Source organism: Alkalimarinus alittae, from assembly GCF_026016465.1.
Classification (GTDB): Bacteria; Pseudomonadota; Gammaproteobacteria; order Pseudomonadales; family Oleiphilaceae; genus Alkalimarinus; species Alkalimarinus alittae.
Map to the genome: position 1 here is coordinate 1,045,613 of NZ_CP100390.1, position 22,709 is coordinate 1,068,321.

Sequence of the window (22,709 nt, forward strand, 5' to 3'; positions counted from 1 at the left end):
TAACTCACCCCGTTAGCGCTTTAAAATTGCTTATTCAGCAACAATAAGAGAGGTTCCTGTCATTTCTTCAGGTTGAGCTAACCCCATTAAAGCCAGCAGAGAGGGGGCTACGTCACTTAGCTTTCCTCCTTCATTTAATGTGATTTTTTTATCGCCCATATACACTAATGGCACTGGTTGTGTAGTGTGTGCTGTATGTGCTTGGCCGCTAATAGGGTCTACCATTTGCTCAGCGTTGCCGTGATCTGCCGTTACCAAGCATTGACCGCCGACTTCTTTAATGGCCGCTTCAACTTTTCTCAAGCACTCATCTAAACACTCTGCTGCTTTAACCGCCGCATCATAATTACCAGTATGCCCAACCATATCGCCGTTTGCATAGTTACAGATAATTAAGTCAAATTTACAGCCTTTGATGGCTGAGACTAACTTGTCTGTAAGCTCTGGTGCGCTCATTTCAGGCTGCAAATCGTAGGTTGCTACATCAGGTGATGGGATCAACTCTCGACTTTCACCTTTAAACAGTGCTTCACGACCGCCACTAAAGAAAAACGTCACGTGAGCGTACTTCTCTGTTTCTGCAATGCGTAGCTGATTCAACTCCAGTTTCTCCATGTATTCACCAAGGGTATTGGGAAGGTCTGAAGGTGGATAAGCGCATGAGGCTTTGATATCAGCCGAGTACTCGGTCAGCATGACAAAGTCAGCAAGTTGAGCAACCTTAGTGCGTTTGAAACCTGTAAACGCTTCAGTATCGACAAATGCACGAGTAATTTCACGAGCCCTGTCGGCTCTGAAATTCATAAACAGAACGGTATCTCCATCGTTGATCGTAGCGGGCTGGTCACCGCTTGCCTGAATGACGGATGCTTGCACAAATTCGTCATTTTCTTCGCGAGCGTAGGCCGCTTGTAAGGCAGTGACGCCATCAGGGTAAGTGAATTTTGCATCAGCAAGTGTAAGCAGGTTGTATGCGGCTTCAACTCTATCCCAGCGGTTGTCGCGATCCATTGCATAGTAGCGACCAATAATAGAAGCCAATCTGCCCACGCCTAATTCTTTAAGTTTCTTTTCTATCGCGTTAATAGAGGGTTCGGCGCTTCGTGGTGGCATATCACGACCATCAAGAAAACCATGAACATATATCGTGGTTGCGCCGCGTTTTGCCGCGAGCTCACAGGCTGCAATAATGTGGTCTTCATGGCTGTGGACGCCACCAGGCGATAATAGGCCTAATATATGAACGGCTTTATTGGCTGAAACCGCCTTATCTACAGCGGTTGTTAAAGCTGGGTTGTTAAAAAAATCGCCATCAGCAATGTCTTTAGTGATCCGGGTGAAGTTTTGATAAACAATACGGCCTGCACCCAAGTTCATATGACCGACTTCAGAATTACCCATTTGTCCTTCAGGGAGACCGACAGCCATACCCGATGTGTTTATGAGTGTGCGTGGGTTTTGGTTCCAGATCTGATCCCAGAACGGGGTGTTGGCATTACTAATTGCATTTGAGTCGCTTTCATCGCGATGGCCCCAACCGTCAAGGATAATCAGAGCAGTAGGTGTGCGTATGTCTGTCATGGTTTATCAATTGTCCCGCATTGTTTGGGTTTCAAAGTCATATAAATACTGATGTAAATGAGCATGATGTGATTTTAACGCGAACGATGATATTTAGCTAATTGAAACGTTGTTTAGATAGTTGCTGTAGCTGTGTATAATGCCGCCATTCTTAATTTTATCGACGGCTGGATGTAATAATGGAAAGACTTTTTGAATTTGCTACGACTCACTGGATTCTAGCTTCAAGCTTTGTAGGGTTGCTGATTGCACTATTTTTGTTAGAGAAACATCGCTCTGGGCGTACCATCTCTCCTCAGCAAGCGACCTTGCTGTTGAATAAGGATGAAGGGGTTATTCTTGACGTTAGGGATAAAAAAGATTTTAGTGAAGGGCGCATAAAAGGTTCTGTGCATATTCCTCTGGCTAGTTTAAAAGATCGTACTGCTGACCTTGAAAAGTATAAGGATAAGCAGTTAGTTATTGTAGATAAAGCAGGTCAGCACTCAGGTATAGCGGGGAAAACTCTTAAGGCGGCAGGGTTTGAGAATGTATGCCGTATGTCAGGTGGTATTAGTGAGTGGAAAAATAGTAGCTTGCCTTTAGTTAAGAAATAGTCATTCATTAGACGAGTAGTAGTTGATGAAAAATGTAGTGTTGTATACCACCCGATTTTGCCCTTACTGCGTCCGTGCAAAAGCCCTCCTGAATAGAAAAGGGGTTGAATATGAAGAGATAGCGGTCGATAACGACCCTTCTCTTCGGCGTGAAATGATGGCTAAAAGCGGTGCTCATACGGTGCCTCAAATTTGGATTGGTGATGAGCATGTCGGTGGTTGTGATGAGCTGTATGCGCTAGAACGAAAAGGAAAACTGGATCAAGCACTTGAACTTGAGTCCCCTTGACCCCATCTCCTAATATCTAAGCTCGAGTCAATTACGTCAATATACGAATTGAGTTAAGTAAAAGTGACACCTGCACTCGAATCATGGCAGTTAAACTTTTATGATGACAGAAGGTATCGGCTATTTGAGCTCCGATTACCCCAATAAATAAAAATATTAAGACTAAGGAATTGTTATGCCGGAAAATGAACAACAAGCGCCTGTTCAGCCTCAATTTGCTCTACAGCGTATTTATGTAAAAGACATCTCGTTTGAATCTCCTAATGCGCCTGAAGTTTTCCAGCAGCAGTGGAAGCCTCAAATCAATATGGATTTGAATACGGCAAGCAACAAAGTGAGTGATTCTCAGTTTGAGGTCGTTTTATCATTATCAATCACAGCTAAAGTTGAAGAGAAAGTGGCCTTTATTGTTGAAATTCAACAAGCGGGTATATTCCACATTACAGGGATTGAAGGGCCTCAACTTGCTCAAACATTAGGTGCTTTTTGCCCAAATGTGCTTTTCCCGTATGCTCGCGAAGCTGTTGATAGCTTAGTTAACAAAGGAAGCTTCCCATCGTTGATGTTGGCACCGGTTAACTTTGATGCAATTTTTGCAGAAGCGATGCAGCGTAAGCAAGAAGAAGCAGCACAGGAAGAAGGCGCAGCTACTCATTAATTGAGTAGAAACGACCAAGCTTAACAGTCGCAAGAAGGTTGTTTGCATACTATCTAAAAGGTGCACACTTCTTGCCACTTACCTTGCTAAATCCCCCCTTCAAAGTCAAGTTGACGCCAGGCTTCATATACCACTAGGGCGACGGTATTCGAAAGGTTTAAGCTTCTGCTGCTTTCTTTCATCGGGACGCGTATCCAGCGTTCATTTGGAATCTGCATCCGAATCTCTTCTGGTAGACCTCTAGACTCTGGTCCAAAGATTAAATAATCATTCTTCTCAAATTCAACATGATGGTAATACTTACTGCCTTTTGTTGTTAAAGCAAAAATACGTTCAGGTTGTTCTGCTGCTAAAAAATCGTCATAGTTTTTATGGATTTTTGCAGCGGCCCATTCGTGATAATCCAGACCTGCTCGACGAAGTCTTTTGTCATCTAGAACAAACCCCATCGGCTCAATAAGGTGAAGCTGAAAGCCTGTGTTGGCGCAGAGTCTAATTAAGTTACCCGTATTGGGTGGGATTTCGGGTTCGAACAGTACGATATTTATCATAGACGATAGAGGTTTTCATTATGGAGGGTTGATAGTGGGGATTATTATAGCGTGCTATTGACTGAAACTAACGACAAATTCAATTCATACATGAAAATCTAACAAAGCTAGCGTTAATGCTAGCTTTGTTGATAAGTTAAGAGGATTAGCCAGTGTTATCGCTCAATAGCGAGTGATACGCCCATGCCTCCACCTATGCAGAGTGTTGCGAGGCCTTTCTTAGCATCTTGTTTAATCATTTCGTGTATTAACGAGACTAGAATTCGACAGCCAGAAGCACCAATAGGATGGCCAAGGGCAATAGCACCGCCATTGACGTTGACTTTATCCGTGTCCCAGCCTAGTCCGCGGTTAACTGATATAGCTTGTGCCGCAAAGGCTTCGTTTGCTTCGATTAGGTCTAGGTCATCAATAGTCCAGCCTGCATTGCTCAAACATTTTTGTGTTGCGGGTACAGGCCCAGTGCCCATAATGCTAGGGTCAACGCCCGCGTTTGCATAGGCTTTAATGGTCGCTAAAGGCGTTAACCCTAGTGCTTTGGCCTTTTCTTCGCTACAAACCACAACCATTGCTGCGCCATCATTCAGTGATGATGCGTTGGCGGCGGTAATGGAACCCTCTTTTTTAAAGGCTGGTCGCATTTTGCTCATCGACTCAATGTTTGCGCCATGACGAGGGTTTTCATCGGTATCGACGACAATCGGGTCACCTTTACGCTGAGGGATGGTGACAGGAATAATTTCATCTGCAAAACGGTTTGCTTTTTGAGCGGTTTCCGCCTTCTGCTGCGAGGCTACTGCAAACGCGTCTTGTTCTTCTCGCGAAATCTCAAACTTATCAGCAATGTTTTCAGCTGTGATCCCCATATGATAGTCATTAAACGCATCCCATAAACCGTCATTAACCATGGTGTCTACAAGATTCCAGTTTCCCATCTTCTGACCGCTTCTTGATTTTGGAAGTACGTGAGGCGATTGGCTCATGCTTTCTTGTCCGCCCGCAATAATCATATCTGCATCGCCACAAGCAATTGCCTGGGCTGCCATGTGAACGGCTTTAAGCCCTGAGCCACAGACTTTGTTGATGGTCATTGCAGGAACGGTATTTGGAATGCCCGCATTAACAGCTGATTGCCTAGCAGGATTTTGACCACAGCCGGCGGTGAGCACTTGGCCAAGTATGACCTCGTCAATCTGATCAGCTGAAATAGCGTATTTCTCAAGTAGCGCCTTTATAGTGGTCGCACCTAGTTGAGCGGCGGTCATTGATGCCAGTCCGCCGCTGAATGCACCTATCGCGGTGCGGCCTGCGGCAACAATTACAACATTCTTCATGGAGTATCCTCAGTTTAAAAAAATATTTATAAGTGGAGGCTTCTTCCGCCATCCACTTTGATTATTTGTCCGGTTACAAACTGGCTGTTCGCGAGGTAGCTAACGGCCTCACAGATATCATGCGGTGAACCGCAGCGTGCCAACGGTGTTTGTGAGATAATGCGCTCTCGAGTTGTGTTTTGTTCGGTTGTTTCGGCTTCACTCTCAGGCCACAAAATAGCGCCTGGTGAAACGCCATTCACCCTTATGTCTGGAGCAAGCTCTTTAGCAAGTGTTTGTGTCATCATGGCAATACCGGCCTTACTGATATTATAAATAGAATGGTTTTTTAATGGCCTGTCTGCATAAATATCTACTAAGTTAATAATTGAGCCATTGGTTTCACGCAACGCGTTCGCTAATAATAACGATAAGACGTACGGAGCGCGTAGATTTGTATCAAGTATCCCATTCCAGTCATCAACTTTGAATTTGGGCTCTGTTTTTTCAATGTCCGAGGCGGATGAAATAGGCGTGGGGTAGAAACAAGACGCATTGTTAACCAATAGGTCAATTTGTCCCCATTGCGCAACGGTTGAATCAGCTAATGTGGTTAAATCATTGAGGGCTTGTAGGTTGCCGTGCACCGCAATGGCTGAATGAGCTCGGCTTTTGAGTAGCTCATCCACAACCTTTTCAGCTTCACGCTTGCTCTGGTTATAGTGAATGACAATATTATAGCCTTGTTGGTGAAGGGCTAGTGCAATACTCGCCCCAATACGGCGTGCGCTACCGGTAATAAGTGCTACTTTGTGCTTTCGATCTGAGTCACTCATTTGATGGTTCTGTTCCTTTGCCAAAGCCTGCATTAGTGCGTGTGGGCTTCTTTTATTTGTTGAATTTTATCTTGTTGGCTGCGCATGATGGCTTGGCCCAACTCTTTGCCGTTAAACCCTTGTTTGATGAGTTCAGATACCTCTACGGTGTTAGCTGCGTCAAACGCGTCTAAGAAATATTGCCGTTGAGGATATTCTGTATCTTCGTAACCCGTACGGCCTTTGGCATCAGCTTCACAGACCAGTAATAATTGTTTCAGTCGACTGTGATTGCGAAAGGCATCTGAAGATTTAATAACTTTTAATAGCGTGGCCGGCTTGAGATCAAACGCTCTATGCACATGAGTATGAAATTCACCCGCTAATAAAGAAAGGGTACGGACATCGTTAGGGGCTTTTAATCGGGCGCAAAGCGCTTTTATGGGGGTGAGCCCCTTTTTTTCATGACCATGATGTCTGGGCCACTCGGACATGGGTGTTAGACCTTTGCCTAAATCATGAGTCAAGGCAGCAAACCGAACTTCAATATCACTGCTGAGTAGAGACGCGGCCTTTAATGACATTAAACTGTGTATACCCGTATCTATTTCAGGGTGGTGGAGTTCAGGTTGGGGCACCCCAAATAATGTATCTAGTTCAGGAAAGAGTACCTTAAGCGCACCACATTCACGTAAGACTTCGAAGTATACCCAAGGCGACTGTTCGCCTAGAGCACGAGCGGTTTCTTGCCAAATTCGTTCTGCTACAAGGTGTGAGGCTTCGCCTGATCGAACGATCTCAGACATTAACTTGATGGTTTCATCTGCAATAGAAAAACCTAGATGATGAAATCGTGCAGCAAATCGAGCGACCCTGAGAATACGCAAGGGATCTTCAGCGAAAGCGCCAGATACGTGGCGGAGTATCCTTTTGTTTAAATCGTCCTGTCCACTATAAGGGTCGACAAGGGTGTTTTCGAAAGAGGCCATAGCGTTGATCGTGAGATCTCTGCGTTTAAGGTCTTCTTCTAGCGTGACGTCAGGAGATGCATGACACTCAAAGCCTAAATAACCATTGCCTTTCTTTCGCTCAGTACGTGCGAGTGCATATTCTTCTTTCGTTTTGGGGTGCAGAAAAACAGGAAAGTCAGCGCCGACTTGTTGATAGCCGTCATTGATCATCTGTTCTGGTGTCGCCCCCACAACAACCCAATCACGATCTTTAATTGGCAGCCCTAAAAGCCGGTCTCGTACCGCACCACCTACAAGATAAATTTTCATTTGTTCGACGTACTTCCGGAATCTGAAAAAAGAGTAATGATTATAGCGGCGCAGGGGCAGGGAGCAATAGGCGATAACACCCACTTTTATTCTAAAGCCTGTTGGCTCAGCCTATTTGAAGAAAGAGAATGGTCATTTGATCGCTGACGGTGTTGTTATTTTGTATAGCGGTCAACAATTTGTTGAACCCGTCCTTCTGCTTTAAAGGCTCTAATTGCTTCATCAAATTTTGGCAATATATCGAGATGAGGAGATTTTTTGCTAACTAATAGAGGAAACGGCACTTCATCAAAAATAACGGGTAACATTTCTACTTCGTCCGTCAGAAACTCTGATCTTAACTGAGATAGACCCGCCGCACTGACATGTATGGCAATGTCAAAGCGTTCATAAGCGATGTTTCGAAAGCAGATGTTGATGTCTTTAAAACGTTTTATCTCAATTCCATGGCGTGCATAAAACGTGTCTGCCCAGCCGTTACCAATCATATCGCACACTTTATAGTTTTTAAGTCTTGAAATATTATCTAGTGAAAGAGTAGATAAGCTATCTCGATGCTTTGATGTTTTGCTTATAAATGCTTTTTCTTCCAAGGTATAAACGATCTCGCTACTTCTTACGCTATACAGAAGTCGCTTTTTCGTGGCTGCTGTCACCAGTGCATCATTGACACCTATTTCGACGTTGTGCTGCACGCGTTTCCAAGGGTATCCATACACCGCAATAGGCATGTTAAGCTTAGTTTCAAATACCTCATTAATGATATCAACCAGTATCCCTGTCATTTTGTTATTTTCATCACGGTAGCTAAATGGTGGCCAGTTTTCGTTATAAGCTACTGAGAATGTTTTGTCTTCTGCTGATGAAAGTGAAGCGAAACATGTAAGCAATATAGCAATAGCAAGGATAAACGCTGTTCGAGGTATCGTTTGTCTAATGGAGGTTTGGCGCATTGCGGTTCCTGATGTTATATCGGTCGCGTTGAGTCTAGGCTACAAGTATTGTTTTAGTATAGAGTAAAAGTGTATCTGTGTTGGTGAATTTAGAAATAGTTGAGTTACTTGGATAATCCCTTCCCCCCCTTGCTGTTAGCTATTAAACTAAGGTTAAGAGTGAAGAGCGGTAGGAAGGGGATATGTCTAGGTTAATTAATTCGATGCAAATGCAGCCCCATTCTAAAGAGCAGCAACTGATAAATCCTTGCATCAGAAATTGTTGTCTTGACGATGGTGATATCTGTTTAGGTTGTTTTCGAACGCTAGAAGAAATCTTAGCGTGGCGATCATTAACACTAGAGCAGAGAACGCTAGTTTTGATTGAAGTAGAGAAACGACGAACACCTGATGTACGCTAAGACGCAAAAACAGAAAAATCTGTTTGCTTATAAAATTCAATAATAGAAGACACGATAAATTTAAATGCATATTCATATTTTAGGTATCTGTGGTACGTTCATGGGCAGTTTAGCGGTATTGGCTAAGCAACTTGGGCATCATGTAACAGGCTCTGATCAGGCTGTTTATCCTCCCATGAGTACACAATTAGAAGCTCAGGGAATTGAGCTAATGAATGGATACTCGCCGGATAACCTTGACCCTGCACCAGACTTGGTAGTCATTGGCAATGCAATGAGTCGCGGCAATGCAGAAGTAGAAGCGGTGCTTGATCGAGGGCTACCTTATACATCAGGGCCTGAGTGGTTGGCTCGCTATGTGTTACAGGGCCGTTGGACGTTGGCTGTTTCGGGCACTCATGGCAAAACCACCACTAGTACGATGTTAGCTTGGATCTTAGAATATGCCGGCATGTCGCCAGGTTTCTTGATTGGTGGCGTGCCACAAAACTTTGAAGCCTCTGCTCGGTTAGGTGATACCCCGTTTTTCGTGGTAGAGGCAGATGAATATGACAGCGCTTTTTTTGATAAACGTTCAAAGTTTGTTCACTACCGCCCACGGACACTAATTATGAATAATCTAGAGTTTGATCATGCTGATATTTTTTCAGATTTGGCCGCTATTCAAACTCAGTTTCATCACTTAATACGAACCGTACCTTCTACGGGGCTGGTCATTGCGCCTAAAAGCGTTGAAAGTATTAATCAGGTCTTAGATAAAGGCTGCTGGAGTGATGTTCAAACAATTTCGACAGAGCAGGGCGACTGGACCTATCAGCTAACATCTGCCGATGGTTCAATTTTTTCGGTTGAAATAGACAATGAAAGCGCGACCGTCAATTGGACGATGACAGGGCTGCATAATGTATTGAATGGCGTGGCGGCTATGGCGGCGGCTCGACATGTCGGTGTGACCGCGAAAGTCGCGGCTGAAGCGTTAAGCCAATTCGGTGGTGTTAAGCGCCGGTTAGAGTTGCTGGCGGATATAGACGTAATAAGCGGTATAGACAGTATTAAGGTATATGATGATTTTGCACATCATCCTACCGCCATCGAAACGACACTCGATGGGTTAAGAAAGCAAGTGGGTGACGATGAAATTATTATACTGGTAGAGCCTAGGTCCAACACTATGAAAATGGGTGTCCATCAAAACACATTGTTAGCATCGGCTGAAAAATCAGACCAAGTTATATGGGCAAACCTCGCCTCTGATGGTTCAATGAATTGGTTAGGTGATATGGTTTTCGCTGCGGGTGGTAAGCATCAATTAGGCACTTCGGTTGACGGAATTATCAACACCGTAAAACAGCAATTGAAAAACAACCCAACAGGTAAAAAACACATTGTGATGATGAGCAATGGTGGCTTTTCGGGTATTCATCAAGCGTTGATATCCGCTTTGCAAGAGGGTTTATAAATGAAGGCTGATCAGAAACGGGTCACAGTGGCGATTACCGGCGCATCAGGTGCTCAGTACGGTCTTCGATTAGTCGAGTGTCTCGTTAAAGCAGACGTTAAGGTGTTTGTACTGGTTTCAAAAGCGGCACATGTGGTGATTGCGACTGAAACAGCGCTTAAGATACCCGCTCAAGCCGCAGCGTTGACGGCGTTTTTGACCGATCGCTTTCAAGCAAAAAAAGGGCAGATAACCGTATTAGGTAAAGAAGATTGGATGTCGCCTGTCGCATCGGGTTCGGGGGCTCCAACGTCAATGGTGGTTTGCCCTTGCAGTACCGGAGCGTTGTCTGCCATCGCAACGGGTGCGAGTAATAACTTGATTGAGCGTGCCGCAGACGTGGTACTAAAAGAACGTAGGCAGTTGATTTTGGTACCGCGAGAAAGCCCGTACTCCGCCATTCATCTTGAGCACATGCTTAAGCTCACGCAAATGGGCGCGACCATCATGCCGGCCAGTCCGGGTTTTTATCACAACCCACAGTCAGTCGATGACATCGTTGATTTTATGGTCGCCAGAATGCTTGATCATCTGGGCGTTGAGCAGACGTTGATTTCGAAGTGGGGTAGCGACCGATTTTAAATAATGATTTTTTTGGTTATTTAAATTGGCCGTTTAGGGCATTGAGCAAGACTGCCTTCCCTTGAGAGACTGGTGTTATTCGAACTAAAATAAATACAACATTCAGGAGATAACCCGTGAAAAATCGACCTTTGTTTGATTCAGATTTAGATGGCTTTCGCGACTCAGTGCATAAGTTTTTCGTAAAAGAAGCCGTGCCTTTTCATGCGCAGTGGGAGAAAGATGGGCAGGTGTCGAAAGAGCTATGGCGCAAAGCCGGTGAGATGGGTTTTTTATGTCCAACCGCACCCGAAGAGTATGGCGGTGTAGGCGCAGATTTTAGATACAGTACAGTGGTTATGGAAGAAGCCGGTGCATTGGGCCTTTCTGGGGTTGGGTTTTCATTACACTCAGATATCGTGATGCCTTACATTTTGCGTCATGGCACAGAAGCGCAGAAAAAACACTACATTCCAAAGCTAATCAGTGGCGAAATGATTGGTGCCATTGCGATGACGGAGCCGGGCGCAGGCTCTGATTTGCAAGGGGTGAAAACCACAGCCATCAAAAAAGGGGATAAGTACATCCTTAATGGCTCAAAAACGTTTATCACCAATGGTCAGTTGTGCGATCTGGTTATTGTAGTGGCTAAAACAGACCCGAAAGAAGGTGCCAAAGGTACCAGCTTGTTTATTGTTGAAGCCGGTACAAAAGGGTTTGAAAAAGGTCAAAACCTTGAAAAAGTCGGTATGAAGGCGCAAGACACCTCAGAGATGTTTTTTCAAGACGTAGAAATCCCTGCAGAAAACCTGCTAGGTGATTCAGAAGGCCGAGGTTTTGTGCAGTTGATGCAAGAACTGCCTCAAGAGCGATTGTTGGTTGGGCTAACCGCTATGGCCGCTTGCGAAGCCGCACTTCAATGGACAATCGATTACACCAAAGAGCGTAAAGCCTTTGGTAAACCGATTATGGCGTTTCAGAATACCCGCTTTAAACTGGCAGAAATGAAAGCAGATATTTTTGCAGGTCGCTGCTTTACCGATCGTTGTTTAGAGTTGCACTTAGAGAAAAAGTTGGATGTACCGACTGCCGCGATGTTGAAGCAGTGGACCACTGACCTGCAGTGCAAAGTAATGGATGAGTGTGTTCAGCTTCATGGTGGGTATGGATATATGTGGGAATACCCGATAGCAAGAGCATGGGCAGACGCACGGGTTCAGCGCATATACGCAGGTACCAATGAGATAATGAAAGAAATTGTGGCACGTTCGCTATAGTTTTAAGTCTTAGTAAAACCAAACGAAGAGAATCTTAATTGCCAAAATAGATAACAGCACTTTAAAAAGGAATTTAAAGTGCTTCTCCGGCAACTTACCCAGTACTTTTAACCCCACTTTTGTACCGATGAACCCCATGATGATCATTAAGATCAATAGCGGTATCCATTGAGTAAAGGCAAACCCTGCCAAGCCAAAAACCGCTATTTTTAGTAGATGCTGAAGCGTCATACAGCTGGAAAAATTAGCCGTATAAACCCATCGATCAACTCCTGTTCGTCCTAACCAAGCCGAGACGAGAGGCCCTGTTGCACCCACAACCATCGTTGCCATAGTGGTTAACCATCCACCGATAAACAGGGGGATAGGTTTCTTTCCTAGACCTAATTCTGGCATGGGGCCCCAACATAGCCAGAGAATAAAAACAGCGATGAGTGGTGGTATAAAGTCGGTTCCTACCGCGTCAAGAAGCAATATAGCACTGCCTGATGCGAGCAAAGCCCCTAAAGCAAAAAACAGAATGACACGCTTATCTATGTGCTTTCTTGTGAGTACGGCACGTGAGCCATTAGAGCCCAATTGTACTATTCCGTGAAGAGGAATTAATGCAAGAGGTGGCACGATACCAGCCATTACCGCGATCAAAAACGCGCCGCCACCCACGCCTAGTGAGGCAGTGATAAACGACCCTAAAAAGCTCGATATCAGTAACACCGCAACACTGATGTTAGATAGGTCTGCAAACCAATCGGTCATTCAGCGCTCTCTTTAGCAGGAATATGGCTCATTGCTCGCTCTGTGAGCGCGGTTATAGTGAGTGAAGGGTTAACGCCAATATTGGCCGATATGGACGAACCATCGCACACATACAGGTTCTGATAGCCAAAGACATTGTGCTTTGCATCTATTACCCCTTCTGAGGCATCTTTACCCATGCATGCCCCGCCTAATATGTGAGCGGTGGTGGGAATGCCTAGTAACGTTTCTGAAAGCAGAACAGTGGGCTTTCCGTCAATAATATTAGCGTATTTGTCCCCTAGGTCTTGGGCTTCGGGAATAAAGGCCGTAGGGGCTTCGCCGGTATCCATTCGCGACTTCATACCAAATAGGCCTCGGGTGAATTTCAACGTGCTGTCTAATGTTTGCATAAAGAGTAAAATTTGCGTTCTCTTAGCCCAGTCATCAACCGTAGCGATTTTAAAACTCGTCACTGGGTGGCGTATCCACTGCCAGACCATTTTAGACACGCGAGAGATAACATTACCCCCTCGAACCATCGGTACCATAGCGAGTCGCCAGAAACCTGCTCCTGCTGAATAACGCACTGTTTCTAAATGGCTATGTTCGTCGGTGTGAAGCAGTGCGCCGATGGCGATGCCTTCAGAATAGTCTTTCTTTTGACTGGCGGTAGTAACGGCAATAACAGCTTCAGAGTTAGTGCGAATACCGTAACCCAAGCGATCTGAAATTCTAGGAAGAGAGGTTTCTTTGAGCTTGAGCAACAACTTTATAGTGCCCATAACGCCGCCAGCAAAGATAACACCTTTAGTATGAAGCGTTCCTGACTCGCCAAAATAGCGTGTTGAGTTTTTCCAGTCGACACTATAGCCATGAATACCCCCCGCAAGATACTCTCTAACATCAATCACTTCTGACTCTGCTTTAATTTCTGCCCCATTTTGCTGTGCAAAATAGAGATAGTTTTTGTCTAGGGTGTTCTTTGCATTAAATCGGCAGCCTAGCATGCAACCGCCGCAAAAAGTGCAGCCTACGCGGTCAGGCCCTTTGCCTTCAAAATAAGGGTCAGGTACTTTTTTACCGGGTTCACCAAAAAATACCGCCACGTTCGGCGCTTCAAAGGCGTCCTCTTTACCAATATTGTTTGCCAGTTGTTGTAGGGCTTTATCGCCATGCTCTTTTCTGGGAGACGGCGTTGCACCCAGCATGGTAAGTGCTGTTTTGTAATGAGGCGTAAGTTCCTCTTCCCAGTTCCCTAAGTGTTTCCAGCTATCCGATTCGAAAAAAGACTTTTTAGGGACGGGTAACGTGTTGGCATAGACTAAAGAACCACCGCCTACACCAACACCTGACAATACGGTGACATGGCGAAAAAAGGTCATTTTGAATAGGCCGAAACATTTGAGTAAAGGTAGCCATAACCACTTTTTTAGCTTCCAATTAGTGGTAGGGAAGTCTTTAGCTTTAAGCCATTTCCCTTTTTCAATGACTAATACTTTATAGCCTTTTTCTGATAAGCGTAACGCAGAGACTGAGCCGCCAAATCCGCTGCCAATAACAATGTAGTCGTAATCAAAATGGTGATTTTGGGGTTGGTTCATGCTTACACCTTAGATTTATTATTGTATTTTTAAGTCGTGCTAGATCATGTTGTTAAGTTATTGTGTACCAGACTAATAGATGATCACAAGCCTCTTTTAATCAATAGCGCTTGGCTCTTAATTTAGCGCTTGATCTTATACAAGTACAACTCTCCCTATATCCGCTTTAATGCCGCAATTATAGATATTCAAGCTCACATACGAACAGCACTACTAAGATTGCAAGAGGGATAATAGATGAAGAACAAAGGGTGGCGCGTCACGTTGGCGGGTACAGGTATCAATTTAGCTTTAGGGGTACTTTATACTTGGAGTATTTTTAAGAAAGAGATATCAGAGTCGATTCAACAGGGCGGTGTGTTTAGCTGGGATTTATCATCGATTAACGATCCTTATGCGGTTGCTTGTCTTACATTTGCATTGACGATGGTGGTCGCTGGAAAATGCCAGGATCGGTTTGGTCCGCGAGTAACGGCAATTTTAGGCGGTTTATTAGTAGGAGCAGGTTTTTTAATTATCTCCCAGACCGCTGATTACTGGGGTTGGATTATTGGTTTTGGCGTGCTTGCGGGGGCCGGTATTGGCTTTGGTTATTCTTCTGCGACACCGCCTGCGTTGCGGTGGTTTCCTTCAGCTAAAACAGGCCTGATTGCCGGTATTGTCGTATCAGGCTTTGGCTTGGCACCGGTTTATATTGCACCGCTTGCAAGCTATCTTACGGGCGAATTGGGACTTCAAACGACGATGATGATATTAGGCGTAGGCTTTACTGTTGTTGTGTGTTCATTAGCCATGCTTTTAAGTAATCCGCCTGAACACTATAGTGTAAATGAACCTGCTGCCTCACAAGCGACGGCTGCTCGTGAGTTGCTTCCATCGGAATTACTTAAAGAATCAAAGTTCTATATCTTGTGGACTATTTACTTCATTGGTGCAGGTGCCGGATTGATGGTTATCGGCAGTGTTGCGGGTATGGCCAAGCAAAGCATGGGGGCGATGGCATTTATGGCAGTGGTTATTATGGCCGTAGGTAATGCGGGTGGCCGTGTTGTCGCGGGTGTATTGTCTGACCGTATAGGGCGCATTAATACATTGTTTGCGATGTTGATTTTCCAAGCGGTACTGATGTTTTCGGCCATACCACTTTTGGGCGGAAATGATGCCAGTGCCGTTGCGCTGATTGTACTCGCTACCTTTATTGGCTTTAACTATGGTACCAATCTTTCATTGTTCCCTGCATTTGCTAAGGGGCTTTGGGGAGCCAAAAACTTTGGAACTAACTACGGTATGCTGTTCACCGCGTGGGGGGTGGGTGCATTTGTGTTGGTTAGGGTTGCAGAAGTGCTAAAAGCGTCTAGCGGTTCATTTACTAGCTCTTTCGCTGTTGCGGGTGGCTTGTTAGTGTTCAGCGCTTTGTTGACTTTTATGCTACGAGAGAAAAAAGAAACGGCAGACCTCAGTTTGGCTCATGCCGCATAATTAGCATTAAGCACCCATTTTCTACTTTGTTTCATTGATAAAGCCCTTGGATTAAACCCAGGGGCTTTTTTTAGGCTTACATTTTATGAAAAACTGACGAGCACGTTCAATTTTGTTTATAAGCTAGATCGCAACCGTTATACTTTTCTGCAATTTGAGACCGTTCGTATGTTACATTTTTGGGTAAATATCAAAAACGAGTCTCAGCAAAATATTTAATTCTTCGCAACAGAATAGAGGTGATAGTAGATGGCTGTTTATGAAATAAAGCACCCGCTAGTGCAGCACAAACTAGGGTTAATGCGGGAAGCGGAGATTAGCACCAAGCGTTTTAGGGAGCTAGCGACAGAAGTGGGTTGCCTATTAACGTATGAAGCCACTAAAGATTTACCACTAGAAACAACCGCCATTGAAAGCTGGGCAGGCCCTATCGAAGTTGAGCAAATCCAAGGCAAAAAAGTCACAGTTGTGCCGATATTGAGAGCGGGATTGGGCATGATGGACGGCGTCTTACAGTTAGTGCCTAGTGCAAAAGTGAGCGTGGTTGGCCTGTACCGTGATGAAGAAACGTTAGAACCAGTGCCTTATTTTGAAAAGCTAGTGGGTAAAATAGAAGACCGAATTTCGTTGGTGATTGACCCTATGCTGGCAACAGGAGGGTCGATGGTTGCGACAATTGAAATGTTGAAAAAAGCCGGTTGCGAAGAGATCAAAGTGTTGGTGTTAGTGGCAGCCCCTGAAGGTATCAAGCGTGTGACGGATGCGTACCCCGAAATTGACATCTATGTAGCATCAGTCGACCGCTGCCTCGATGAAAACGGATATATCTTACCGGGCTTAGGGGATGCCGGTGATAAAATATTTGGTACCAAATAAGGGCGAACAAATGAACTCAACATCTTCAGATGTAAGCAGAACGCCTGCTTGGCACAATGCACTCGCAGGCTCACAAATTCTATTAGTGGCCTTTGGCGCCTTGGTGTTGGTACCCCTGATTACAGGTCTTGACCCTAGCGTGGCACTGTTCACTGCAGGTATGGGGACACTGTTATTTCAATTGGTGACTAAAAGAACGGTGCCTATTTTCCTTGCTTCATCATTTGCCTTTATTGCGCCTATCATCTATGGCACTCAAACGTGGGGTTTACCTGCCACAATGGGCGGATTGGTGGCTGCCGGTGGGCTCTATATTTTAATGAGCTTTGCCGTTCGAATTTATGGCACTGATTTTCTTGATCGACTGCTGCCGCCCGTTGTAATTGGTCCGGTTATTATGGTGATCGGCCTTGGGCTTGCGCCCGTTGCGGTTAATATGGCGATGGGTAAAACAGGTGATGGCTCTGCCGAGTTGATGCCTTATAACACAGCCCTAATCGTATCGCTAACGAGTCTTTTTGTGACGTTACTGGTGGCTATAAAGGGGCATGGAATATTTAGGTTACTGCCTATTTTATCTGGCATTGTGACGGGGTACGTACTGTCGTTATTTCTGGGGCTTGTTAGTTTTGCGCCATTAGAGAGTGCTGCTTGGTTTGCCATGCCTAACTTTGTTATGCCTGAGTGGAACTGGCAAGCGGTGCTATTTATGATCCCTGTTGCGATTGCCCCTGCGATTGAGCATGTAGGCGATATCATGGCGATTGGAACGGTCACAGGGAAAGATTACCTGAAGAAACCTGGCTTGCAAAATACGCTGCTAGGTGATGGTATCGCAACAGGTGCCGCAGCGATGATCGGAGGGCCACCTAATACGACTTATTCTGAAGTTACGGGTGCCGTAATTCTGACAAAAAACTTTAATCCTATCGTAATGACCTGGGGGGCTGTGTTTGCCATTTTACTGGCTTTTGTGGGTAAGTTTGGTGCACTTTTACAAACGGTGCCGACGCCAGTGATGGGCGGAATACTAATCTTATTATTTGGCTCTATTGCCGTTATTGGTCTCAACACATTAATTAAGGCTGACGTCGATCTGAGTGAATCGCGTAATCTTTGTATCGTGTCTTTGGTACTGGTTTTTGGTATTGGTGGGATGGCAATAGGCAGTGGTGAGATGGTGCTGAAAGGCGTAAGTCTGTGTGCTATTGTCGCGGTGATATTAAACCTAGTGCTGCCTTATCCTAAGGCTGAGTCTACAGTCGAGTAGCGCGACAAAACATATAAAGGGCAGTTCATGAATAACCAGAATGCCCTTTATATGTTATATCTATTTATTTTGAATCAGCACGGCTCACAAACTTACGATCTTCTACGCTGATGGTGATGCGCTCGCCGGTTGAAATATGCTCAGGTACTTGCACGGTGACACCAGTCGATAAAATAGCCGGCTTAGTTCTAGCGGTGGCTGAACCCCCTTTAAGAGCAGGGTCCGTTTCGATAATATCCAAGTCAACGTTCGCAGGTAAATCAAGGGCAACGGGTGTTTCACCTACAATCACGACCATTACGCCGTTAGTATCTTCATTAATAAACTGTAGTTCTTCTTCGATGCGCTCTTTGTTGAAGATATAAGATGTATAGTCTTCGTTATCCATAAAGACATACTCATCGCCATCTGAGTATGAAAACTTAGCGGGACGTCGAGTTAAGTCCGCAAGGTTCAACATATCTGAATCTTTAAATGTCTCGTCAATTTTATTGCCTGTCGCAACATCGTACATACGCATACGGTAGATGCTGCCGCCTGCTCGGCCTTGAGGCACAGAACGGTCAATGGTTTTAATAACGTAAACATTGCCATTATATTCAACGGCGGTATTTTTCTTTAGTTCACTTGCTTTTGGCATCTTATTTTCGCTCTAAAATCAAAATGTTAAAGGTGCTGATAACGTTTAAGGGTACTTTATTACTTAGCTTAATCAAAACCTGCGACTAGCTCAAGGCTGTCTTAGTAATCGACACCTTTACGCGCCATGACGCCAGCAGTATAGGCATGCTTGATATCGTTAATTTCTGATACGGTATCCATTAACTCACGAATGGCTTTACCGCCGCCGCGACCCGTTACCACCACGCTTTGATTGGCTGGACGATTTCGAATGGCGCTAAGAATTGTTTCTTCGTCTAAGTAAGAGTAGGCCAGCATATAGGTGAGTTCATCTAATACCACTAGGTGTAAGCTTTCATCTTTGAGCATTCGTTCTGCATGCACCCATGAAGCTTCGGCGGCTGCGATATCGGAATCTCTATCTTGAGTGTCCCAGGTAAAGCCTGTACCCATTTGATGAAACTGTACTTCAGGGTGTTTTTCTCGAATGAAGATTTCTTCGCCAGATAGCTGAACACCTTTAATAAACTGCACAACACCCACATTGTAACCGTACCCAAGGCTACGCATAACCATTCCAAAAGCAGAGCTAGATTTACCCTTGCCATTACCCGTGAGCAGAATTGAAACGCCTCGCTCGGTATCTGCCTTAGCGATGCTCTTGTCTATCTGTTCTTTTTGTTTTTCCATACTGGCTTTATGTTTTGCCGATTTAGAATCGCTCATAGTGGTCCTATAAATTGTAGAGATTAATTATTTTCATGGATTCAGTATAGTGGTAATTGAGTTGCGGTTCAGTATAACGGTGCTCGCTCTTAACAGGGCAGCTCACCCTAGCGAGACAGGTACGGCTGCATTGAGAGTTAGCTGACTTTCGATAGCTGATGCATTTATTTAGTTCTAATTCGCCCTCATTACACGCGGCTGCAGGGCAATGATCAATACAAATTTTATGCTTGCAGGTAGAGCAGGGCGATGTTGAGGCTAATGGTTGTGTGATGGCGAAATCACTGTTAGCTAATATAACAGAGCGATAGGCGAACCAGGACCCCCAGTGGTTGTTAATACCCACTTTAAAGGGTGACTCGTGATGCCAACCAGCCAATTTACCGAGGGCAATTAAGTTAACGGGTGGGTTGCCTGGGTAAATCACTCTGAATGAGAGGTTGGGATGCGTTGTAGTTAACCACATTGAGACTGTCTCAATTGTAAAGCTATCAATAGGGTTACTATTTGCTGGAGCATCTGTAAGCGAATCGGCATTAGGTAAAGACGCCCAAAGCAGCTTCCCTCTGTGACCGACCAATATAAGCTGACTATATTTATGGAACTCTTCAATCTTCTCAGAGAGCGGTTTAATAATACCTATAGGTAGCTCGTTTATATTGAATACGCATTGTACATTCAAGCCGTTATCGTTGAGTCGTTTAGGTTTAAGTGACGGTGATATCGGCATTTTAAGATATTCCAGCTAAGTAAGAGGTTCTTTAAGGTTATTTTCTTTCATAAGAATTGGCTGTGCAAGAATGCTATCAGGCATTAAGCAAGAATCAAATAAACGATCAAACAGAAATATATTTAAAATTTCTTATTGATAAAGATTCTCATTAGCATATAATAATGATTATTGAAACTTAATGCGGGGCTATGTGTAATGTTGGTATGTATCTGCAAGGGTATTAGCGATAAAGACATTGAAAGTGCAGTTCATGAAGGTGCGACTGGCTTTGGTGATGTTCGTGCTTCTTTAGGTGTAGGTGGGTGCTGCGGGCAGTGTGCTTCTTATGCTAAAGACCTGGTTAAAGATACTATTTCACAGCTTCAGTTGTCTCAGGCCTTGCATCTCGCTCAAGAGGTGTCGTGCTAATATAAGTGCTCTCTATTGATAATATTATATTATTTAATATCAATAGCTTGTAGCTATATATTTTTCACTCGTTTGACCCCCCCCCCCCAAATCTTCGGTGGCACTTGGCATCGAGTTTATTTCGTCTATACTCTCCCTCTACAGGCTTAAAGGCAAACCACTATTTATAGTTTGTGTGGTATTGTTGCTCTCATGCTATTTCTAAAAGGGTCTTCATTATGAAAGGTGATAAAAAAGTCATCGAATTGCTCAATAAGTGTTTGGGTAATGAGCTGATTGCCATTAACCAGTATTTTCTACATGCCCGTATGTTCAAGCACTGGGGATTGGGTGAGCTTGACAAGCGCGAGTACAAAAAATCAATTAAAGACATGAAGCAAGCAGATAAGCTGATTGAACGTGTTTTGTTCTTAGAAGGTATCCCTAATTTACAAAAACTGGGCAAGTTGCTGATCGGTGAGAACACTCAAGAGATACTGGAGTGTGATTTAAAGCTTCAGGTGGTTACGCTGCAAGACATACGAGAAGCAATGGCACACTGCGAAACGCTTTCTGACTATGTAAGCCGAGACCTGTTAGGCGAAATTCTAGAAGCCGAAGAAGAGCACCTGGACTGGATTGAAGCTCAGCTTGGGCTAATCGAAAATATCAGTATTGAAAACTATTTACAAAGCATGATCGGCGATTAATTCTTGTAGGAGCGCATTTTATGAAAGGCAGTAATAAGGTAATCGACGTATTAAACGACTTGTTGGCCGGTGAGCTAACGGCTATGGATCAGTACTTCGTTCACTCCAGAATGTATGATGACTGGGGTTTGAGCAAGCTGTTTGAACGAATCGGCCATGAAATGGAAGATGAAACGGGTCATGCAGATGCGATGATAAAACGCATCCTGTTTTTAGAAGGTAAACCAAACTTAACTAAACGTGAGCCGCTAAATATCGGGTCGACCGTTCCTGAAATGCTGCAAAGCGACCTAGATTTAGAATACTCTGTCGTAAAAAACCTGAAAGCAGCAATAGCGCTTTGTGAAACCGAGCAAGATTATGAAACGCGTGCGATGCTGGTTAAGCAGCTAGAAGATACCGAAGAAGATCACGCCTACTGGCTTGAAAAACAGTTAGGGCTGATTGATAAGATTGGATTGCAGAATTATTTGCAGTCGATGATGTAAGTTAACAGTGTTCGCAGGTAAATAACAAAAAAGGGCTTAATTGCCCTTTTTTTGTTGTCTGTCCAATACAGCTATAGCTACCCCGGTAACCCGTCGGCTCTGGGGCTTATAAGGAAGAGAGAAAACCTGAATAGATAAACAACAAACGCGCCGACCCATATGAGCGACGAGCTAAAAAATAGCATGGGTGCATATTGCGGAAAAAATGCTATAGAGGCTCTAAGTAGGCTGGCAATAATGATCAGAGCAACGGTGACATTCAACCACCTGTTAGCCTGTAATATTCTGCCCGTATGCACCGTAGAGACGATAGACATTATCATTATATAAGCAAGCCCGAGTGCGCCTGTGGTTAAGATGTGCCTGAAATGGTTGATGCTGTAGAAACTGTCATCTAAATAATCAACCGCCATAAAACCATAGCCTAAGGCCATTAGCATAAGAATAGAGGCTAATGGCCAAACCAGTGGAATAGTGAACAACCGGACATCTTTGATAAAGAAGTCGTTGAGGGTGTTCAGAATCGCAGCCGACACAGCAAATGCCAGCCACGCTAGAATATGGTTTCCTGGCAACAAAAACTCAACAATCGTAAAGAGTAACAAAGTAAACATCGCTAAGTAATATCTGGGTGGACGGGAGATAAATAGCTCATTAATCTCGAGTTGCTCCAGTTGGCCATTGATCACGCCTGTATTTACTCGCTGTAAGACCGAGAGTATTAGTATCATAAACGCCCCAACGGCCATTTTAAGAATGGCAATAGAGTCAGCTGTTATCCCTGTCATTAGGCGTAATGAATCAATTTTGGATATAAAAAAGATGATCTGAATGGTTGTTAATAGCATGATTGAAAATGCCAGAGCAGAATGCCTTTTTTGCGGGTCTGAAAGCACCGGTTTGATGACTTGATATAATAACCATAACCAAAAAGATAAATTAACAATGCTGACGATGATGGGGCCAAGCAGGTCGATCATCCAAAAGCTAAGCCGTCCCGCAGCCCACAGAATAATTGCCCACAGTAAGGGCTTGCCCGTTACCGGAGTGACTCGTTCAAAAAACTCTGGTAGAGCGGTCAGTAGAAACCCTGCAATTCCGGCTGCTGCCAAGCCAAATAGCATCTCGTATATATGCCATTCTATGATGTTATCGGTAAAGATCAGAGAGATAAAACCTGCCCAATGCATCCCCCAAAGCAGGGTAGTGAGAATTATGTAACTGGTTAGCAATAAAAAAAATGGACGAAATCCATAAGCGAGCAACGTGGGCGGGTTCTTTGAGTTTAATGTTATTGGGTTAGCCAC

At 44.4% G+C, this 22,709-nt stretch carries 25 protein-coding genes; 13 read left to right on the forward strand and 12 right to left on the reverse strand.

Features of this window, described 5'->3' with window-relative positions; genetic code table 11:
- Positions 1-30 precede the first annotated feature (30 nt).
- Positions 31-1,581, reverse strand: coding sequence for a 2,3-bisphosphoglycerate-independent phosphoglycerate mutase (gpmM, locus tag NKI27_RS04605; RefSeq protein ID WP_265048513.1), 1,551 nt, complete (start codon positions 1,579-1,581; stop codon positions 31-33).
- A 179-nt stretch (positions 1,582-1,760) separates the two neighbouring features.
- Between gpmM and NKI27_RS04610 the strand changes: the two genes are divergently transcribed.
- The 3 genes from NKI27_RS04610 (at position 1,761) to secB (ending at position 3,124) form a co-directional block, all read left to right on the forward strand.
- Positions 1,761-2,177, forward strand: coding sequence for a rhodanese-like domain-containing protein (locus NKI27_RS04610; RefSeq protein WP_265048514.1), 417 nt, complete (start codon positions 1,761-1,763; stop codon positions 2,175-2,177).
- Between the two features lie 25 nt (positions 2,178-2,202).
- Positions 2,203-2,466 carry a glutaredoxin 3 gene (grxC, locus tag NKI27_RS04615; protein ID WP_265048515.1) on the forward strand — a complete coding sequence of 88 codons (264 nt, stop codon included), beginning with the start codon at positions 2,203-2,205 and terminating at the stop codon, positions 2,464-2,466.
- Positions 2,467-2,641: 175 nt separating this feature from the next.
- Positions 2,642-3,124: a protein-export chaperone SecB gene (secB, locus tag NKI27_RS04620; RefSeq protein ID WP_265048516.1), complete on the forward strand. Its 483-nt coding sequence runs from the start codon at positions 2,642-2,644 to the stop codon at positions 3,122-3,124.
- 86 nt (positions 3,125-3,210) lie between these two features.
- Here the strand turns inward: secB and trmL are convergent, their stop codons facing one another.
- The 5 genes from trmL to NKI27_RS04645 all read right to left on the reverse strand — a co-directional run bounded on the left by trmL (position 3,211) and on the right by NKI27_RS04645 (position 8,036).
- Positions 3,211-3,675 carry a tRNA (uridine(34)/cytosine(34)/5-carboxymethylaminomethyluridine(34)-2'-O)-methyltransferase TrmL gene (gene trmL, locus NKI27_RS04625; RefSeq protein ID WP_265048517.1) on the reverse strand — a complete coding sequence of 155 codons (465 nt, stop codon included), beginning with the start codon at positions 3,673-3,675 and terminating at the stop codon, positions 3,211-3,213.
- A 155-nt stretch (positions 3,676-3,830) separates the two neighbouring features.
- The gene (locus NKI27_RS04630) at positions 3,831-5,009 is read right to left on the reverse strand and encodes an acetyl-CoA C-acetyltransferase (RefSeq protein ID WP_265048518.1); all 1,179 of its coding nucleotides are present in this window, start codon (positions 5,007-5,009) and stop codon (positions 3,831-3,833) included.
- A gap of 26 nt (positions 5,010-5,035) precedes the next feature.
- A complete protein-coding gene (locus tag NKI27_RS04635; protein WP_265048519.1) occupies positions 5,036-5,824 on the reverse strand; it encodes a pteridine reductase in 789 nt (262 codons plus the stop codon).
- A 32-nt stretch (positions 5,825-5,856) separates the two neighbouring features.
- Positions 5,857-7,083, reverse strand: coding sequence for a multifunctional CCA addition/repair protein (locus NKI27_RS04640; protein ID WP_265048520.1), 1,227 nt, complete (start codon positions 7,081-7,083; stop codon positions 5,857-5,859).
- Between the two features lie 155 nt (positions 7,084-7,238).
- Positions 7,239-8,036 carry a substrate-binding periplasmic protein gene (locus NKI27_RS04645; protein WP_265048521.1) on the reverse strand — a complete coding sequence of 266 codons (798 nt, stop codon included), beginning with the start codon at positions 8,034-8,036 and terminating at the stop codon, positions 7,239-7,241.
- A 182-nt stretch (positions 8,037-8,218) separates the two neighbouring features.
- On the opposite strand from NKI27_RS04645, the gene NKI27_RS04650 reads away from it, so the two are divergent.
- The 4 genes from NKI27_RS04650 to NKI27_RS04665 all read left to right on the forward strand — a co-directional run bounded on the left by NKI27_RS04650 (position 8,219) and on the right by NKI27_RS04665 (position 11,773).
- Positions 8,219-8,437, forward strand: a complete 219-nt coding sequence (locus NKI27_RS04650) for a DUF1289 domain-containing protein (protein ID WP_265048522.1) — start codon at positions 8,219-8,221, stop codon at positions 8,435-8,437.
- A gap of 64 nt (positions 8,438-8,501) precedes the next feature.
- Positions 8,502-9,896 carry a UDP-N-acetylmuramate:L-alanyl-gamma-D-glutamyl-meso-diaminopimelate ligase gene (gene mpl / locus NKI27_RS04655; RefSeq protein ID WP_265048523.1) on the forward strand — a complete coding sequence of 465 codons (1,395 nt, stop codon included), beginning with the start codon at positions 8,502-8,504 and terminating at the stop codon, positions 9,894-9,896.
- Positions 9,897-10,517 (forward strand): flavin prenyltransferase UbiX, encoded by a 621-nt coding sequence (locus NKI27_RS04660; protein WP_265048524.1) that lies wholly within the window; start codon positions 9,897-9,899, stop codon positions 10,515-10,517.
- A 116-nt stretch (positions 10,518-10,633) separates the two neighbouring features.
- Positions 10,634-11,773, forward strand: coding sequence for an acyl-CoA dehydrogenase family protein (locus NKI27_RS04665; RefSeq protein ID WP_265048525.1), 1,140 nt, complete (start codon positions 10,634-10,636; stop codon positions 11,771-11,773).
- Between the two features lie 9 nt (positions 11,774-11,782).
- Here the strand turns inward: NKI27_RS04665 and NKI27_RS04670 are convergent, their stop codons facing one another.
- Together NKI27_RS04670 and NKI27_RS04675 are read right to left on the reverse strand one after the other, a co-directional pair.
- Positions 11,783-12,529 (reverse strand): sulfite exporter TauE/SafE family protein, encoded by a 747-nt coding sequence (locus NKI27_RS04670; RefSeq protein WP_265048526.1) that lies wholly within the window; start codon positions 12,527-12,529, stop codon positions 11,783-11,785.
- Positions 12,526-14,112: a GMC oxidoreductase gene (locus NKI27_RS04675; protein WP_265048527.1), complete on the reverse strand. Its 1,587-nt coding sequence runs from the start codon at positions 14,110-14,112 to the stop codon at positions 12,526-12,528. Before NKI27_RS04675 ends, NKI27_RS04670 begins: the two co-directional genes overlap by 4 nt.
- Positions 14,113-14,349: 237 nt before the next feature.
- On the opposite strand from NKI27_RS04675, the gene NKI27_RS04680 reads away from it, so the two are divergent.
- The 3 genes from NKI27_RS04680 to NKI27_RS04690 all read left to right on the forward strand — a co-directional run bounded on the left by NKI27_RS04680 (position 14,350) and on the right by NKI27_RS04690 (position 17,737).
- Positions 14,350-15,591 carry an L-lactate MFS transporter gene (locus NKI27_RS04680; protein ID WP_265048528.1) on the forward strand — a complete coding sequence of 414 codons (1,242 nt, stop codon included), beginning with the start codon at positions 14,350-14,352 and terminating at the stop codon, positions 15,589-15,591.
- A 249-nt stretch (positions 15,592-15,840) separates the two neighbouring features.
- The gene (upp, locus tag NKI27_RS04685) at positions 15,841-16,467 is read left to right on the forward strand and encodes a uracil phosphoribosyltransferase (protein WP_265048529.1); all 627 of its coding nucleotides are present in this window, start codon (positions 15,841-15,843) and stop codon (positions 16,465-16,467) included.
- Between the two features lie 10 nt (positions 16,468-16,477).
- Positions 16,478-17,737 (forward strand): uracil-xanthine permease family protein, encoded by a 1,260-nt coding sequence (locus NKI27_RS04690; RefSeq protein ID WP_265048530.1) that lies wholly within the window; start codon positions 16,478-16,480, stop codon positions 17,735-17,737.
- 64 nt (positions 17,738-17,801) lie between these two features.
- Here the strand turns inward: NKI27_RS04690 and efpL are convergent, their stop codons facing one another.
- The 3 genes from efpL to NKI27_RS04705 all read right to left on the reverse strand — a co-directional run bounded on the left by efpL (position 17,802) and on the right by NKI27_RS04705 (position 19,814).
- Positions 17,802-18,377, reverse strand: coding sequence for an elongation factor P-like protein EfpL (gene efpL, locus NKI27_RS04695; protein ID WP_265048531.1), 576 nt, complete (start codon positions 18,375-18,377; stop codon positions 17,802-17,804).
- 101 nt (positions 18,378-18,478) lie between these two features.
- Positions 18,479-19,084, reverse strand: a complete 606-nt coding sequence (cobO, locus tag NKI27_RS04700; RefSeq protein ID WP_265048532.1) for a cob(I)yrinic acid a,c-diamide adenosyltransferase — start codon at positions 19,082-19,084, stop codon at positions 18,479-18,481.
- Between the two features lie 7 nt (positions 19,085-19,091).
- On the reverse strand, positions 19,092-19,814 hold the full coding sequence (locus NKI27_RS04705) for a hypothetical protein (RefSeq protein ID WP_265048533.1): 723 nt from the start codon (positions 19,812-19,814) through the stop codon (positions 19,092-19,094).
- 198 nt (positions 19,815-20,012) lie between these two features.
- Between NKI27_RS04705 and NKI27_RS04710 the strand changes: the two genes are divergently transcribed.
- From NKI27_RS04710 to bfr (NKI27_RS04720), 3 genes are all read left to right on the forward strand, one after another.
- The gene (locus NKI27_RS04710) at positions 20,013-20,225 is read left to right on the forward strand and encodes a (2Fe-2S)-binding protein (RefSeq protein ID WP_265048534.1); all 213 of its coding nucleotides are present in this window, start codon (positions 20,013-20,015) and stop codon (positions 20,223-20,225) included.
- A gap of 218 nt (positions 20,226-20,443) precedes the next feature.
- Positions 20,444-20,914: a bacterioferritin gene (gene bfr / locus NKI27_RS04715; protein WP_265048535.1), complete on the forward strand. Its 471-nt coding sequence runs from the start codon at positions 20,444-20,446 to the stop codon at positions 20,912-20,914.
- Between the two features lie 20 nt (positions 20,915-20,934).
- On the forward strand, positions 20,935-21,402 hold the full coding sequence (gene bfr / locus NKI27_RS04720; protein ID WP_265048536.1) for a bacterioferritin: 468 nt from the start codon (positions 20,935-20,937) through the stop codon (positions 21,400-21,402).
- A 77-nt stretch (positions 21,403-21,479) separates the two neighbouring features.
- Here the strand turns inward: bfr (NKI27_RS04720) and NKI27_RS04725 are convergent, their stop codons facing one another.
- Positions 21,480-22,709 (reverse strand): NnrS family protein, encoded by a 1,230-nt coding sequence (locus tag NKI27_RS04725; protein ID WP_265048537.1) that lies wholly within the window; start codon positions 22,707-22,709, stop codon positions 21,480-21,482.

Bases quoted from the DNA above. Each gene is read 5' to 3' on its own strand.
- gpmM (WP_265048513.1), bottom strand. From the start codon at position 1,581: ATGACAGACATACGCACACCTACTGCTCTGATTATCCTTGACGGTTGG.
- NKI27_RS04610 (WP_265048514.1), top strand. From the start codon at position 1,761: ATGGAAAGACTTTTTGAATTTGCTACGACTCACTGGATTCTAGCTTCA.
- grxC (WP_265048515.1), top strand. From the start codon at position 2,203: ATGAAAAATGTAGTGTTGTATACCACCCGATTTTGCCCTTACTGCGTC.
- secB (WP_265048516.1), top strand. From the start codon at position 2,642: ATGCCGGAAAATGAACAACAAGCGCCTGTTCAGCCTCAATTTGCTCTA.
- trmL (WP_265048517.1), bottom strand. From the start codon at position 3,675: ATGATAAATATCGTACTGTTCGAACCCGAAATCCCACCCAATACGGGT.
- NKI27_RS04630 (WP_265048518.1), bottom strand. From the start codon at position 5,009: ATGAAGAATGTTGTAATTGTTGCCGCAGGCCGCACCGCGATAGGTGCA.
- NKI27_RS04635 (WP_265048519.1), bottom strand. From the start codon at position 5,824: ATGAGTGACTCAGATCGAAAGCACAAAGTAGCACTTATTACCGGTAGC.
- NKI27_RS04640 (WP_265048520.1), bottom strand. From the start codon at position 7,083: ATGAAAATTTATCTTGTAGGTGGTGCGGTACGAGACCGGCTTTTAGGG.
- NKI27_RS04645 (WP_265048521.1), bottom strand. From the start codon at position 8,036: ATGCGCCAAACCTCCATTAGACAAACGATACCTCGAACAGCGTTTATC.
- NKI27_RS04650 (WP_265048522.1), top strand. From the start codon at position 8,219: ATGTCTAGGTTAATTAATTCGATGCAAATGCAGCCCCATTCTAAAGAG.
- mpl (WP_265048523.1), top strand. From the start codon at position 8,502: ATGCATATTCATATTTTAGGTATCTGTGGTACGTTCATGGGCAGTTTA.
- NKI27_RS04660 (WP_265048524.1), top strand. From the start codon at position 9,897: ATGAAGGCTGATCAGAAACGGGTCACAGTGGCGATTACCGGCGCATCA.
- NKI27_RS04670 (WP_265048526.1), bottom strand. From the start codon at position 12,529: ATGACCGATTGGTTTGCAGACCTATCTAACATCAGTGTTGCGGTGTTA.
- NKI27_RS04675 (WP_265048527.1), bottom strand. From the start codon at position 14,112: ATGAACCAACCCCAAAATCACCATTTTGATTACGACTACATTGTTATT.
- NKI27_RS04680 (WP_265048528.1), top strand. From the start codon at position 14,350: ATGAAGAACAAAGGGTGGCGCGTCACGTTGGCGGGTACAGGTATCAAT.
- upp (WP_265048529.1), top strand. From the start codon at position 15,841: ATGGCTGTTTATGAAATAAAGCACCCGCTAGTGCAGCACAAACTAGGG.
- NKI27_RS04690 (WP_265048530.1), top strand. From the start codon at position 16,478: ATGAACTCAACATCTTCAGATGTAAGCAGAACGCCTGCTTGGCACAAT.
- efpL (WP_265048531.1), bottom strand. From the start codon at position 18,377: ATGCCAAAAGCAAGTGAACTAAAGAAAAATACCGCCGTTGAATATAAT.
- cobO (WP_265048532.1), bottom strand. From the start codon at position 19,084: ATGAGCGATTCTAAATCGGCAAAACATAAAGCCAGTATGGAAAAACAA.
- NKI27_RS04705 (WP_265048533.1), bottom strand. From the start codon at position 19,814: ATGCCGATATCACCGTCACTTAAACCTAAACGACTCAACGATAACGGC.
- NKI27_RS04710 (WP_265048534.1), top strand. From the start codon at position 20,013: ATGTTGGTATGTATCTGCAAGGGTATTAGCGATAAAGACATTGAAAGT.
- bfr (WP_265048535.1), top strand. From the start codon at position 20,444: ATGAAAGGTGATAAAAAAGTCATCGAATTGCTCAATAAGTGTTTGGGT.
- bfr (WP_265048536.1), top strand. From the start codon at position 20,935: ATGAAAGGCAGTAATAAGGTAATCGACGTATTAAACGACTTGTTGGCC.